Below are 14,189 nucleotides of genomic sequence, written 5' to 3' on the forward strand. Positions count from 1 at the left end.
GGCGCTCGCGGCGATGAGGCCCGACGACGAGCGCTACTTCGCCCGGATCGAAGACCGGCTCGACGAGGCGCTGGAGCTCGCGGAGACGGCGAAGGGGCAGGGGTACGACCCGGAGCCCGAGGTGGAGATCCCCGTCGCCCGCGACATGGCGGACCGCGTCGAGAACATCCTCGGCATCGACGGCGTCGCGGAGCGCGTCCGCGAGCTCGAAGGGGAGATGTCCCGCGAGGAGGCGGCCTTAGAGCTCGTCACCGACTTCGTCGAGGGGACCGTCGGCGACTACGACTCCCGCGCCGGGAAGGTCGAGGGCGCGGTCCGGACCGCGGTCGCCCTGCTCACGGAGGGGGTCGTCGCCGCCCCGATCGAGGGGATCGACCGCGTCGAGCTCCTGGAGAACGACGACGGCACCGAGTTCGTCAACGTCTACTACGCCGGACCGATCCGGTCGGCGGGCGGGACCGCGCAGGCGCTGTCGGTGCTCGTCGCCGACTACGCCCGATCGCTCTTGGGCATCGATCGGTACAAGCCGCGCGACGTGGAGGTCGAGCGCTACGCCGAGGAGATCGCCCTCTACGACAAGGACACCGGGCTCCAGTACACGCCGAAGGACAAGGAGTCGAAGTTCATCGCGGAGCACATCCCCGTCATGCTCGACGGGGAGGCGACGAGCGACGAGGAGGTCTCCGGCTTCCGCGACCTCGAGCGCGTCGACACGAACTCCGCGCGCGGCGGGATGTGCCTCGTCGCCGCCGAGGGGATCGCGCTGAAGGCCCCGAAGATCCAGCGGTACACCCGCGACCTCGACGAGGTCGACTGGCCCTGGCTCCAGGACCTGATCGACGGGACGATCGGGGATGACGGGGCCGGCGAGGGCGACGCGGCGGCGTCCGGTGAGGATGACGGCGAACCGGGAGCGGACGGCGGTGAGACCGACGCGGACGACGCCGGAGACGCCGGCGACGAGGGAGGCGAGTCCGGCGGCGAGGAGCCCGACGGCCCGCCGCGCGCGAAGCCCTCGCAGAAGTTCCTCCGCGACCTGATCGCGGGTCGGCCCGTGTTCACCCATCCGAGCGAGGCGGGCGGCTTCCGGCTCCGGTACGGTCGCGCGCGCAACCACGGGTTCGCGACCGGCGGGGTCCACCCGGCGACGATGCACCTCGTCGACGACTTCCTCGCGGCCGGCACGCAGATCAAGACGGAGCGCCCGGGGAAGGCCCACGGGGTCGTCCCTGTCGACTCCATCGAGGGGCCGACGGTCCGGCTCGCGAACGGCGAGGTCCGGCGCATCGACGACCCCGAAGAGGCGAAGGAGGTCCGCAACGGCGTCGAGAAGGTGCTCGACCTGGGCGAGTACCTCGTCAACTACGGGGAGTTCGTCGAGAACAACCACCCGCTCGCGCCCGCCTCGTACGTCTCCGAGTGGTGGGTCAAGGAGTTCGCCGACGCCGGCGCCGACGTGCAGGCCCTGCGCGACGACCCCCACGTCGACCTCGAACACCCCGAGGTCGACGAGGCACTCGCGTGGGCGCGCGAGTACGACTGCCCGCTCCATCCCGAGTACACCTACCTCTGGCACGACGTGTCGGTCGCGGCGTTCGAGGCCCTCGCCGAGGCGGTCGCCGACGGCGACGTGGTCGAGGGCGTCCTCGCGATCGAGCGCACGGAGGCGACGCAAACGGCCTTGGAGGCGCTGCTGGTCGAGCACACCGCCACGCCCGACGCGCTCCGGATCCCGACGTGGCGCCCGCTCGCGCGGTCGCTTGGCGTCGACGACGGGCTCCGGAAGACGTGGAGCGCGGACGACCTCTCGGCGGCGGCCCGCGAGTGGGCCGACGGCGACAACGCCGTGAAGGCCGTCAACGAGGTCGCGCCGTTCGAGATACGAGAGCGCGCGCCGACCCGGATCGGCAACCGGATGGGCCGGCCCGAGAAGTCGGAGAGCCGCGACCTCTCCCCGGCGGTCCACACCCTGTTCCCGATCAACGAGGCCGGCGGCCCCCAGCGCGACGTCGCCGAGGCCGCGAGCGTGATGGACGACTCGGGCCACCGCGGCCGGCTGGAGGTCGAGGTCTCCGACCGGGTCTGTCCCGACTGCGGCGAGCACACGTACAAGGCGCGCTGTCCCGACTGCGAGGTCCACACCGAGCCCCACTACGAGTGCAACGACTGCGGCACCGTCTGCGAGCCCGACGAGGCCGGCCGCGTCGAGTGCCCGCGCTGCGAGTGGGAGGTGCGGGCGGCGACGTACCAGGAGGTCGACCTCAACGACGCCTACCGCTCCGCGCTGGAGACCGTCGGCGAGCGCGAGGCCTCCTTCGAGATCCTGAAGGGGGTCCAGGGGCTCACCTCGCGGAACAAGACCCCCGAGCCGATCGAGAAGGGGATCCTCCGCGCGAAGAACGGCGTCACGTCGTTCAAGGACGGCACGGTCAGATACGACATGACGGACCTCCCGGTCACGTCGGTCCGGCCCGAGGAGCTCGACGTCACCGCCGACCACCTCCGCGAGATCGGCTACGAGACCGACATCGACGGCGAGCCGCTGCGCCACGACGACCAGCTCGTCGAGCTCCGGGTCCAAGACATCGTCCTCTCCGACGGCGCCGCCGAGCACATGCTGCGGACCGCCGACTTCGTCGACGACCTCCTCGAACAGTTCTACGGGCTCCCCCGCTTCTACGAGGTGAACGAGCGCGACGACCTCGTCGGCGAGCTCGTCTTCGGGATGGCCCCCCACACGAGCGCCGCGACTGTCGGGAGAGTGGTGGGATTCACGTCGGCCGCCGTCGGATACGCTCATCCGTACTTTCACGCCGCGAAACGGCGGAACTGCTTCCACCCGGAGACGGAGATCAAGTACCGAGACGAAGCGGGTTGGCAGCGCGAGAGTATCGAGACCTTCGTTGAGGATTGGTTGGATGACCCTGAGACAGACGACTTCGGAACGCTCGTGGACGAACTCGATGGCTCAATCGAAGTCCCTTCGATCGACGAATGCGGAAACAGGTCGACACAGTCGGTGACTGCTATCTCGAAACACCCGAGTCAGGACCATCTCGTTCGGGTCGAGACTCGGCGTGGACGCTCTATTCGCGTGACGCCCGACCACGAGATGCTGCGAGTCGAGGACGGAAGTGTTCAGAAGGTCGCCGCGAACGAACTGGAGTCCGGTGATTTGGTTCCAGCGACGACTGTCGATTACGAGACGTCGGCGGCCGTCACCGCTGATGTGACTGCGGACGGAGGGATTAAGCCGGACGTAGTCGATTCGATCGAACTCCTCGAAAGCGACGTTGAATACACCTACAATCTCACGGTCGCCGAGACGCACACGCTCGCGGCGAACGATTTACTGGTCGCTCAGTGTGACGGCGACGAGGATTGCGTAATGCTGCTCATGGACGGACTTCTCAACTTCTCGAAGGAGTACCTCCCCGATCAGCGTGGCGGCAGTGTCGCCGAGGACTCCCGACTCGTCGCTCGCGATCCACAGGGGCGGATCCGATACCTCACATTCGAGGAGTTCTGGAACGAGCTCGAATCGCCCGTCGAAGTCGATGGAAAGTTCAAGAAACGAACGTGCGTACACGAAGGCTGGCAGACGTACACGTTCGACGAGGGTCACGAGTCGAGTCTCCAACCGATTGAGAAGGCGATCCGATACCGCGCCGACGAGGACGAGACCCTGCTCAGGGTCGAGACGCAGTTCGGACGATCGCTCGATATCACGCCGAATCACAGTCTGTTTCGGTACGATGACGGTATCGAAGAAGTCGCCGGCGATGACCTCGAAGTCGGCGACCTCGTCGTCGCACCACAGCAGTTCGACGTCGAGCCGCAGGCCGGCAACGTCGTCGACGTCGCGGAGTGCGTCGACGACCCCTACGTGTTCATCGACGAATCGGTTGAATCCTATCTCCGAGAGGTGTGGGACGAGGCGCCGTGGGGAAGTGACGCTCGCGCTGCCTTCGACGGCGGACTCTCGTATCGACTCTCGAAAAAGAAGGTCGCCTTGCGAACCCTCCGTGATATCGAAGGGGTATCACGAAACTGGCGCGCCGAGTGGAACCCGCAGATCGGTCGCAAGGGATCCTCGAAGGGCGTCTCGCGGTATATCCCGATGAACGAGGACTTCTCGTGGCTTCTCGGACTGTTCGCCGCTGAGGGATCGACCTCGTCCGTTCGACCAACTATCACCAACGCCGACGAGGAGGTCGTCCGACGGGCCGAGCGCATCATCACGGATACGCTCGGCGTCGAACCGTCGGTACGGTGGTCGAACAAGGCGTACGAAATCGGGTTCCCGGCCGTGTTCGAGGACGTCTTGTTCGAACTCGGCTTCCGTGACGAGGAGTCGTACGATTCGAGCGAAAAGGTCGTTCCCGAACCGATCCGCCGCGGCGACCGATCGGTGGTACGGTCGTTCTTACGTGGATTCATTACTGGAGACGGGAGCGAAACGACCGACGAAAATCACACGTCGATCAGATTCCATACGACGAGTGAAGACCTCAAAGACGGGATCGTCTTCCTGCTCCACCGACTCGGCATCGTTGCCAACGTCTCGACGCGCGACAGAGAGACGCCTCGACAACGGATCTACACGGTGACCGTCTCCGGCGGGGCATCGGACAACCCGCTTCGACGCGTCCTCAATGGCGAGGATCCATATCAACCGAAGAGTCTCACGGTCGGCGTTCCTGAGGAGCTCCTCGAAATCAGGCGCATGGACATCTCGGGTATCACCGAGCTCATCCCGAAATACCTCAAGCGACGTGAAAACATCAGTCTCGAACAGTTGGAGTCGATCGTCGGGACGCTCGACGAGCGCGACCTCCCACCCGTCGCACGCGAGAATCTCGACGCGATCCGTCCGCTCGTTGACGGTGACCTCGCGTATCTCCGGGTTACCGACGTAGATCGCATCGATTACGACGGCCACCTCTACGACTTGCAGGTCGGCGGTGACCCGGTGTTCACGGCCAACTGGCTGTACGCTCACAACTCCATGGACGCCCCGCTCGTGATGTCCTCGCGGATCGATCCCTCCGAGATCGACGACGAGGCGCACAACATGGACATCGTGCGCGAGTACCCGCGCGAGTTCTACGAGGCGACGCTCGATCTGACCGACCCGGAGGAGCTGGCGGACCGCATTCAGCTCGGCGAGGACACGCTGGGCACCGACGACGAGTACCACGGGTTCGACCACACCCACGACACGACGGATATCGCGATGGGCCCGGACCTATCGGCGTACAAGACGCTCGGCGACATGATGGAGAAGATGGACGCGCAGCTGGAGCTGGCCCGGAAGCTCCGCGCGGTCGACGAGACCGACGTGGCCGAGCGGGTCATCGAGTACCACTTCCTCCCGGACATCATCGGGAACCTCCGGGCGTTCTCGCGGCAGGAGACGCGGTGTCTCGACTGCGGCGAGAAGTACCGCCGGATGCCACTCTCGGGCGACTGCCGCGAGTGCGGCGGCCGGGTGAACCTCACCGTCCACCGGGGGTCGGTGAACAAGTACGTCGACACGGCGATCGAGGTCGCCGACCGGTTCGGCTGTCGGCCCTACACGAAACAGCGGCTGAAGGTGTTAGAGGAGTCGCTCGAATCGATCTTCGAGGACGACACCAACAAGCAGTCGGGCATCGCGGACTTCATGTGACGCGCCGCGACCGCCGCCGCGGCACGGACCGTGACGGCGTGACCCGGCCCGCCGGGGGAGGAGGGGAGAGGGGGGATTTCCGCCGGCGGGCTCGGAAACGGGTGCCGACAGGGTTCTCGGGACGACTCCCAGCGGTGTGCCTCTCGTCGTGCGGGCGGGCTGGAAGCCGTCTCGGCGTCGGCCTCTCGCGCTATTGTCTGTTTGGCATGGTCTGGCATGCCATTGAAATTCCGGAGACCGACGCGACGCTGCTCCCGTTCAGTCGTCGGTCCGCGCCTCCGCGACGACCCGCGTGAACTCCCGGGCGGTCTCGGTGATCTCGTCGTAGTCGCCGCGTTCGGCCGCGTCGTAGTCGACGAGCGCGCCGCCGGCGCCGACCGCGAACGCCCCGGCCTCGACGTAGTCGCCGGCGTTGTCCGGACCGACGCCGCCGGTCGGCATCATCGGGATCTGGCCGAGCGGGCCCTTCATCGCGGCGAGGTGGTCCGGACCGACCGTCTTCGCGGGGAACACCTTCACGAAGTCGGCGCCGGCCTCGTAGCCGCGGATCGCCTCCGTCGGCGTCATCACGCCGGGCGCGGTGACGGCGCCGTAGCGGTTGCAGGTCTCGATCACGTCCTCGTGGAGGCTCGGCGAGACGACGAACTCCGCGCCGGCCATCAGCGTGGTCCGGGCGGTCTCGCTGTCGAGGACGGTGCCGGTCCCGACGACGACCTCGTCGCCGAACGAGCCCGCGACCTCGCCGAGCTTCCCGGCGACGTCGGGCGTGTCCGCGGTGATCTCGACGGTGGTGACCCCGCCCTCGCGGAGCGCCTCCGTGATCTCGATGAGCCGATCGGCCTCGACCCCGCGCAGCACCGCGACGACGCCGGTGTCGGCGAGCCGAGAGAGCGTCTCGTTCATACGCCTCGGTCCCGCACCGAGCACTTAAATCCGCGTGGAGACGGCCGCCGCGCAACGGCGGTCGTCCGCCTCGGTGGTCCCCGTCGGACCGTGCGACCGATCGGCACGAAATCGCCGGTGATCGGGGCGATCCGCGCCGAAACGGCCGCGGAGAAACACTACCCTTTTGACCCTGCTATCGGTAACAAGCGGTATAATGGGCCGACGCAAGAAGATCGTTCAAGAGTGCGAGCGGCTGATGGACACGCCGGGGAACATCCGGAACATCGCCATCGCCGCCCACGTCGACCACGGGAAGACGACGCTCTCCGACAACCTGCTGGCCGGCGCCGGCATGATCTCCCAGGACACCGCGGGCGAGCAGCTCGCGATGGACACGAAGGAGGACGAACAGGAGCGGGGGATCACCATCGACGCGGCGAACGTCTCGATGACCCACGAGTACGGCGACACCAACCACCTCGTCAACCTCATCGACACGCCGGGCCACGTCGACTTCGGGGGCGACGTCACCCGCGCCATGCGCGCGGTCGACGGCGCGCTGGTGGTCGTCGACGCCGTCGAGGGCGCCATGCCCCAGACCGAGACGGTGCTCCGCCAGGCGCTCCGCGAGGGCGTGAAGCCGGCGCTGTTCATCAACAAGGTCGACCGCCTCATCTCGGAGCTCCAGGAGGGGCCCCAGGAGATGCAGGAGCGGCTGATGTCGGTCATCGCCGACGTCAACGAGCTCATCCGCGGGATGGCCGAGAACATGGACGACATCCCCGAGGACTGGACCGTCTCCGTCGAGGACGGCACGGTCGGGTTCGGCTCCGCGCTGTACAAGTGGGGCGTCTCGATGCCGTCGATGCAGCGGACCGGCATGGACTTCGGCGACATCATGGAGCTCGAACGGGCCGACAAGCGCGACGAGCTCCACGAGCGGACGCCGCTCTCGGACGTCGTGCTCGACATGGTCTGCGAGCACTTCCCGAACCCGGTCGACGCCCAGCCCCGCCGCGTCCCGCGCATCTGGCGCGGCGACGCGGACAGCGAGCTGGCCGACACGATGCGACTGGTCGACGAGGACGGCGAGGTCGTCTTCATGGTCACCGACATCTCCATGGACCCGCACGCGGGCGAGATCGCGACGGGTCGCGTCTTCTCCGGCACGCTGGAGAAGGGCCAGGAGCTGTACGTCTCCGGCACGGCCGGGAAGAACCGGATCCAGAGCGTCGGCCTGTTCATGGGGTCCGAGCGCGAGGAGGTGGACCGCGTCCCGGCGGGGAACATCGCGTCCGTCACCGGACTGCGCGACGCCATCGCCGGCTCCACCGTCTCCTCGGTCGAGATGACGCCGTTCGAGTCGATCGAGCACATCTCCGAGCCGGTCATCACGAAGTCCGTCGAGGCCCAGAACATGGACGACCTGCCGAAGCTCATCGAGACGCTCCAGCAGGTCGCCAAGGAGGACCCGACGATCCAGATCGAGATCAACGAGGACACGGGCGAGCACCTCATCAGCGGGCAGGGCGAGCTCCACCTCGAAGTGATCACCCAGCGGATCCGCGACAACCAGGGCATCCCGGTCATCACCGGCGAGCCGATCGTCGTCTTCCGCGAGCAGCCCCAGGAGGCGTCCCGCGAGGTCGAGGGGCAGTCGCCGAACCGCCACAACAAGTTCTACCTCACGGTCGAGCCGATGGCCCAGGAGATCGTCGACGCCATCCAGCTCGGCGAGGTCTCGATGGACATGCCCGAGCTTGAGCGCCGGGAGGCGCTCCAGGAGGCCGGCATGGACAAGGACACCTCCCAGAACGTCGAGGACATCCACCGGACCAACATCCTCATCGACGACACGAAGGGGATCCAGCACCTCAACGAGACGATGGAGCTCGTCCTCGAAGGGCTCCAAGAGGCGCTCGACGACGGGCCGCTCGCCGCCGAGCCGGTCCAGGGGTCGCTGTTCCGGCTGCACGACGCGAAGCTCCACGAGGACACCATCCACCGCGGGCCCGCGCAGGTCATCCCCGCCGTCCGCGACGCGGTCCACCGCGCGCTGATCGACGGCGAGGTCCGCCTGCTGGAGCCGATTCAGGACGTCCGGATCGACGTGCCCTCGGAGCACATGGGCGCCGCGTCCGGCGAGATCCAGGGCCGCCGCGGCCGCGTCGACGACATGTATCAGGAGGGCGACCTGATGGTCGTCGAGGGCATCGCGCCCGTCGAGGAGATGATCGGCTTCTCCTCCGACATCCGCTCGGCCACCGAGGGCCGCGCCTCGTGGAACACCGAGAACGCGGGCTTCCGCGTCCTCGTCGACAACCTCCAGCGCGAGAAGATCATGGAGATCCGCGAGCGCAAGGGGATGAAGCTCGAACTGCCGTCGTCGATCGACTACTTCTAAGTCGACGACGCGGTCCGCGGTCTGCCTCGGTTTAGCTGTCTTCCGTTTTGCGGCGTCTCCCCGTAATCGATAGCGCTCGCCCCTCGAATCCGGCGCGGATCCTCGCGGTTGCAGTCACCCGACGAAGGTGACCGTCTCCGTGATCTCGCACCGAAGGTCCCGGTCTCGATCCGGCCGCCGACCCCTCGCAGCCACGTCTTCACTACCGGAACGGTGACGCTCGACTCCATGGTCGCGTCCACTTCGGTCCCGTCGCCGTCGGCGGACCTCGAGTAGTTCTGGAGCGGATTCACGGCCCCTCGGCCGCTCCCGGCGTCGAACGCGTGGCTGATCTCGCTGTGTCCGGCCACGTCGTCGTCCGGCGTGTCCCCGTACGCGTTGGCGTTCGAGAAGAAGACCGTCCCCGCACCGTCTCCGTCCAGTCCGAGGCGGAGCGAGAGGCGCGGTCGGCCGAGGACGTAGTTCCACTCCCGGTTTTCGTCGTCCACGGTCGCCTCGTAGCTGACGACGCGGGTCCCGTCGTCGTCGAACCGGTCGGAGCCGTCGTTCGGTCCCTGCACCGTCAACACGAGGGTCGCGTCGACCGCCTCGCCGTCGAACCGATCGGTGTCCCGGTCGATGATCGCCCAGTCCCCGTGCCCGCCCTCGACGGGAGGGCCCCACGAGGGCGGTTCGTCCGGTGATCCGACCGTTTCCATCGCCAGGTCCGCCCCGATCAGTCCCGTCATCGCGAGCGCGACGTATCTCAGGGCCGTTCGCCTGTCGGTGGAGGGCATCGCTGCGGACGGTACCGCGGGCGGTGGAAAATGTCTTTTGCCCGCTTCGAGGGCCGTAACACACGCTGCGCCCGCGCGCTCCGTCGAAATGTGCCGCTCCCCGTCGGACCACCCCCGCCGCTTTCCGTGCCGTGAGTTCACACGCCGACGAGCGAGGCAACGCCTGCCATCGCCGAAGGCTTATACCCGATCCCCCGACTTCCTTCTGGTATGCAGACGGGCACGACTCCCGCTCGGCGCACCGCGACGGAGCCAGCAAGCGACCGCTCCGCGTCGCCGACAGGACCGTGCCGAACCGCGACCACACCGCCGGTCGCACCGCCCTCGACGGTCGCGGACGCCGACTCCGCCGGCCTCGCGGAGGTGGCCGCGTGAGCGACGCCCGCGACGGGGTCCCCGAGGAGGCGGCGGACGACGAGGACGCCAGCCCCGACGGCGGGCACGCCTCGGCGACGCCGTCGACGCACACGGTGCGGCTCGAACTCGTCGACGAGCCGGGCCAGCTGCTCGCCGCCCTCCGGCCGATCGCCGACAACGGGGGCAACCTCCTCTCGATCTACCACGAGCGGGGGAACAAGACCCCGCGCGGTCGGATCCCGGTCGAGGTCGACTTCGAGGCGACCCAGGAGCGGTTCGAGGGGATCGTCGAGGCGCTCCGGACCGAGGGCGTGAACGTGATGCAGGCGGGGACGGAGCGGTACGCCGAGGAGGTGACCCTCCTCCTGTTCGGCCACCTCATCGACACCGACCTCTCCGACACGCTCTCGCGGATCGAGGCCTGCGAGTCGGCGTCGGTCGCCGACGTGTCGCTCGCGGCGCCGCAGGGCACCGAGGAGGCGTCGAGCGCCCGGCTCCGCCTGGAGGCCCGCGCCGGCGAGACGGAGGCCGCGCTCGCGGCGGTCCGGGAGCTGGCCGAGGAGAAGGAGCTGCGGCTCGTCGAGCCGCTCACGGGGGTGGAGGCGTGAGACTCGCCGTTATCGGGGCGGGCGCGGTCGGACGCTCCGTCGTCGAGCTCGCGGGCGAACACGGCCACGAGGTCGTCGCGGTCGCGGACTCCGCGTCGGCGACCGTCGCCGACGGGACGGGCGGCCGGGGCGTCGGCGTCGACCCCGACGCCGTGGTGGCCCGCAAGGCGGAGCGCGGGATCGTCGGCGACGGCGACCCCGAGGACGCGCTGGCGGCCGACTACGACGTCCTCGTCGAGGCGACGCCGACGACGCTCGGCGACGCCGAGCCCGGCTTCTCGCACGTGACCCGCGCGCTGGAGCGCGACCGCCACGCCGTGCTCGCGAACAAGGGCCCGGTCGCGGAGCGGTTCGGCGACCTGCGGCGGGCCGTCGCCGACAGCGCGGGCGAGATCCGGTTCGAGGCGACCGTCGGCGGCGCCATCCCGGCGGTCTCGACCGTCGAGGACATCGAGCCCGGACACGTCACGGCGGTCCGGGGGGTGCTCAACGGGACGGCGAACTTCATCCTCACGCGGATGGCCGCCGAGGGGCTCGACTACGAGCACGTGCTCGCGGAGGCGCAGGACCTCGGCGTCGCCGAGGCGGACCCCTCGTTCGACGTCGACGGGACCGACGCGGCGCTGAAGTGCGTCATCCTCGCGAACGTGCTCTCGTTCGGCGCGGCCGACGACCCGGCCGCCGCCCGGGAGTTCACGCTCGACGACGCCGACGTCTCCGGGATCCGCGACGTCCCCGGCTCGGCGCTGCGGCTCGCGGCCGAGGACGGCCGGACGGTCCGGCTCATCGGCGAGGCGACGGGCGAGACGGTCCGCGTCGCGCCGCGGCTCGTCCCCGAGAACGGGACGCTCGCGGTCTCCGGCACGCAGAACATCGTCCAGATCGAGACCGAGCACGCCGGCCGGCTCAACATCTCGGGCCGGGGCGCCGGCGGGCCGGAGACCGCGAGCGCGGTGCTCGGCGACGTCGGGCGGTTGGAGTAGGTCGCCCTCGGCCCGGACCGCGTCGCGGCGACGTCGACCGCAGCCCCACCGGTGACGCCGACCGCGCCCCCGCCCGTGCGCCGCTGTGCCGTGCCCCGCGTTGTCGAGAATCGCCGGACCGCGGCGCGAAACTCTGTGAGCCGTATCGAAACCGTTTTAGTGGAATCTACCGAAACTTACTCACAGAGCGCCTTAGCGCGTGATTACCCCATGAGTGACAAACCGCACCAGAACCTGGCCATCATCGGCCACGTCGACCACGGCAAGAGCACGCTCGTGGGTCGCCTCCTCTTCGAGACGGGGAGCGTCCCCGAGCACGTAATCGAGCAGCACCGCGAGGAAGCCGAAGAGAAGGGCAAGGGCGGCTTCGAGTTCGCCTACGTGATGGACAACCTCGCCGAGGAGCGCGAGCGCGGCGTCACGATCGACATCGCCCACCAGGAGTTCGACACGGACAACTACTACTTCACCATCGTCGACTGCCCGGGCCACCGTGACTTCGTGAAGAACATGATCACGGGCGCCTCGCAGGCCGACAACGCGGTGCTCGTCGTCGCGGCCGACGACGGCGTCGCGCCCCAGACCCGAGAGCACGTGTTCCTGGCCCGCACGTTGGGGATCAACGAGCTCATCATCGGCGTCAACAAGATGGACCTGGTCGACTACCAGGAGTCCACCTACAAGGAGGTCATCGGCGAGGTCGAGGACCTGCTCAACCAGGTCCGCTTCGCGACCGACGACACGACCTTCGTGCCGATCTCCGCGTTCGAGGGCGACAACGTCGCCGAGCCCTCCGACAACACGCCGTGGTACGACGGCCCCACCCTGCTGGAGTCGCTCAACGACCTGCCGGAGTCCGAGCCGCCGACGGACGCGCCGCTCCGACTCCCCATCCAGGACGTCTACACCATCTCCGGCATCGGGACCGTCCCCGTGGGACGCGTCGAGACCGGAGTCCTCAACACCGGCGACAACGTCTCCTTCCAGCCGTCCGACGTGGGCGGCGAGGTGAAGACGGTCGAGATGCACCACGAGGAGGTGCCCAAGGCCGAGCCTGGCGACAACGTCGGGTTCAACGTCCGCGGCATCGGCAAGGACGACATCCGCCGCGGGGACGTCTGCGGCCCCGCCGACGACCCGCCGAGCGTCGCCGAGACGTTCAAGGCGCAGGTCGTCGTCATGCAGCACCCGTCGGTCATCACGGCCGGCTACACCCCGGTCTTCCACGCCCACACGGCGCAGGTCGCCTGTACGATCGAGGAGATCAACCAGAAGATCGATCCCTCGTCCGGTGAGGTCGCCGAGGAGAACCCGGACTTCATCAAGTCCGGCGACGCCGCGGTCGTCACCGTGCGCCCCCAGAAACCGCTCAGCATCGAGCCCTCCGGCGAGATCCCGGAGCTCGGCAGCTTCGCCATCCGCGACATGGGCCAGACCATCGCGGCCGGCAAGGTGCTCGAAGTCAACGAGCGATAATCGATGCAGCAGGCACGCGTCCGCCTCGCCGGCACGAGCCCCGAGGACCTCGACGACATCTGCGACGACGTCCGCGAGATCGCGGACTCGACGGGGGTCGCCCTGTCGGGCCCGATCCCGCTGCCGACGAAGACGCTGGAGATCCCGTCGCGAAAGTCCCCGGACGGTGAGGGGACGGCGACGTGGGAGCACTGGGAGATGCGCGTCCACAAGCGGCTGATCGACATCGACGCCGACGAGCGCGCGCTCCGCCAGCTCATGCGCGTCCAAGTGCCGAACGACGTCAGCATCGAGATCGTTCTCGAAGACTAAGCGCTAGGGCGTCCCTCGCTCTCTCCGTTTTATTCCCGCCGCCAGCGGCGGCGCCGCGCTTCGCCTCCCGTTTCTCACCGCACGTCCAGCAGTCCGACCCGGCCCGCGACGAGGCCGCAGAACGCGCCGACGGCGTGGGCGATCAGCGCGACGCCGGGCGCGGCGGTCGTCGCGGTGAGCGCGACGGCGGCGAGCCCGAACAGCGCGAACTGCGCGCGCGGCGGGAGCCGCAGCCGGTCGAACAGGGTCGCGGTCACCACGTTGCCGGCGAGGAGGTAGCCGCCGAGCGCGAACACCGCGCCGCTCAGGCCCAACACCGCCGTCGGCGGGCCGAACAGCCCGCCGAGCGTCACCTGCGCGATCCCGGCGAGCGCCCCGGTCGTCGCCACGAACGCGTGGAAGCGGAGCCGGGTCGTCCGGCGCTCGACGAGGGGGCCGACGAGCAGCAGGACGAGCCCGTTCGCCAGCAGGTGGCCGATCGACCCGTGCGCGTACACGCTGGTGAGGACCGTCCAGGGCGCCGCCGACAGCGGGGTCGACAGCGCGAGGAGCCCCGCGAGGCCGACGAGCCGGAGCGCGCCCTGCGCGATCCCGACGAGCGCGGCGGCCGCGAGGGTTTCGAGGGTCGCGCGCATCGGTCTCCCGTTCGCGTCGGACCGACTTAAGCGCGGCCGCGTCGCCGCCGGGAGCCCGTGTCCCGAACCGTCAGCGTTATAT

Annotated in this window: 9 protein-coding genes; 6 read left to right on the forward strand and 3 right to left on the reverse strand. The window is 68.7% G+C overall.

The window, feature by feature from the left end; genetic code table 11:
• The first annotated feature begins 13 nt into the window (after positions 1-13).
• A complete protein-coding gene (gene polC / locus ACFQMF_RS14650) occupies positions 14-5,671 on the forward strand; it encodes a DNA polymerase II large subunit (RefSeq protein ID WP_256409900.1) in 5,658 nt (1,885 codons plus the stop codon).
• 258 nt (positions 5,672-5,929) lie between these two features.
• Here the strand turns inward: polC and ACFQMF_RS14655 are convergent, their stop codons facing one another.
• Positions 5,930-6,574, reverse strand: coding sequence for a bifunctional 4-hydroxy-2-oxoglutarate aldolase/2-dehydro-3-deoxy-phosphogluconate aldolase (locus ACFQMF_RS14655; protein WP_256409899.1), 645 nt, complete (start codon positions 6,572-6,574; stop codon positions 5,930-5,932).
• Between the two features lie 196 nt (positions 6,575-6,770).
• On the opposite strand from ACFQMF_RS14655, the gene ACFQMF_RS14660 reads away from it, so the two are divergent.
• Positions 6,771-8,960, forward strand: coding sequence for an elongation factor EF-2 (locus ACFQMF_RS14660; RefSeq protein ID WP_256409898.1), 2,190 nt, complete (start codon positions 6,771-6,773; stop codon positions 8,958-8,960).
• On the opposite strand, the gene ACFQMF_RS14665 is transcribed toward ACFQMF_RS14660, so the two are convergent.
• Positions 8,957-9,736, reverse strand: coding sequence for a hypothetical protein (locus ACFQMF_RS14665; protein ID WP_256409897.1), 780 nt, complete (start codon positions 9,734-9,736; stop codon positions 8,957-8,959). The two genes, ACFQMF_RS14660 and ACFQMF_RS14665, sit on opposite strands and share 4 nt — an antisense overlap.
• Before the next feature lie 371 nt (positions 9,737-10,107).
• On the opposite strand from ACFQMF_RS14665, the gene ACFQMF_RS14670 reads away from it, so the two are divergent.
• From ACFQMF_RS14670 to rpsJ, 4 genes are all read left to right on the forward strand, one after another.
• Positions 10,108-10,701 (forward strand): amino acid-binding protein, encoded by a 594-nt coding sequence (locus tag ACFQMF_RS14670; RefSeq protein WP_256409896.1) that lies wholly within the window; start codon positions 10,108-10,110, stop codon positions 10,699-10,701.
• The gene (locus tag ACFQMF_RS14675) at positions 10,698-11,684 is read left to right on the forward strand and encodes a homoserine dehydrogenase (RefSeq protein WP_256409895.1); all 987 of its coding nucleotides are present in this window, start codon (positions 10,698-10,700) and stop codon (positions 11,682-11,684) included. Before ACFQMF_RS14670 ends, ACFQMF_RS14675 begins: the two co-directional genes overlap by 4 nt.
• A gap of 210 nt (positions 11,685-11,894) precedes the next feature.
• Positions 11,895-13,160 (forward strand): translation elongation factor EF-1 subunit alpha, encoded by a 1,266-nt coding sequence (gene tuf / locus ACFQMF_RS14680; protein ID WP_256409894.1) that lies wholly within the window; start codon positions 11,895-11,897, stop codon positions 13,158-13,160.
• Between the two features lie 3 nt (positions 13,161-13,163).
• Positions 13,164-13,472: a 30S ribosomal protein S10 gene (gene rpsJ / locus ACFQMF_RS14685; protein ID WP_004048854.1), complete on the forward strand. Its 309-nt coding sequence runs from the start codon at positions 13,164-13,166 to the stop codon at positions 13,470-13,472.
• A gap of 74 nt (positions 13,473-13,546) precedes the next feature.
• On the opposite strand, the gene ACFQMF_RS14690 is transcribed toward rpsJ, so the two are convergent.
• Positions 13,547-14,107 (reverse strand): rhomboid family intramembrane serine protease, encoded by a 561-nt coding sequence (locus tag ACFQMF_RS14690; protein ID WP_256409893.1) that lies wholly within the window; start codon positions 14,105-14,107, stop codon positions 13,547-13,549.
• Positions 14,108-14,189 lie beyond the last annotated feature (82 nt).

Origin of the sequence: Halorubrum rutilum, assembly GCF_042665015.1 — an archaeon.
Taxonomy (GTDB): Archaea; Halobacteriota; Halobacteria; order Halobacteriales; family Haloferacaceae; genus Halorubrum; species Halorubrum rutilum.

Coding starts and splice junctions, on each gene's coding strand:
- polC (WP_256409900.1), top strand. CDS start 14: ATGAGGCCCGACGACGAGCGCTACTTCGCCCGGATCGAAGACCGGCTC.
- ACFQMF_RS14655 (WP_256409899.1), bottom strand. CDS start 6,574: ATGAACGAGACGCTCTCTCGGCTCGCCGACACCGGCGTCGTCGCGGTG.
- ACFQMF_RS14660 (WP_256409898.1), top strand. CDS start 6,771: ATGGGCCGACGCAAGAAGATCGTTCAAGAGTGCGAGCGGCTGATGGAC.
- ACFQMF_RS14665 (WP_256409897.1), bottom strand. CDS start 9,736: ATGCCCTCCACCGACAGGCGAACGGCCCTGAGATACGTCGCGCTCGCG.
- tuf (WP_256409894.1), top strand. CDS start 11,895: ATGAGTGACAAACCGCACCAGAACCTGGCCATCATCGGCCACGTCGAC.
- rpsJ (WP_004048854.1), top strand. CDS start 13,164: ATGCAGCAGGCACGCGTCCGCCTCGCCGGCACGAGCCCCGAGGACCTC.
- ACFQMF_RS14690 (WP_256409893.1), bottom strand. CDS start 14,107: ATGCGCGCGACCCTCGAAACCCTCGCGGCCGCCGCGCTCGTCGGGATC.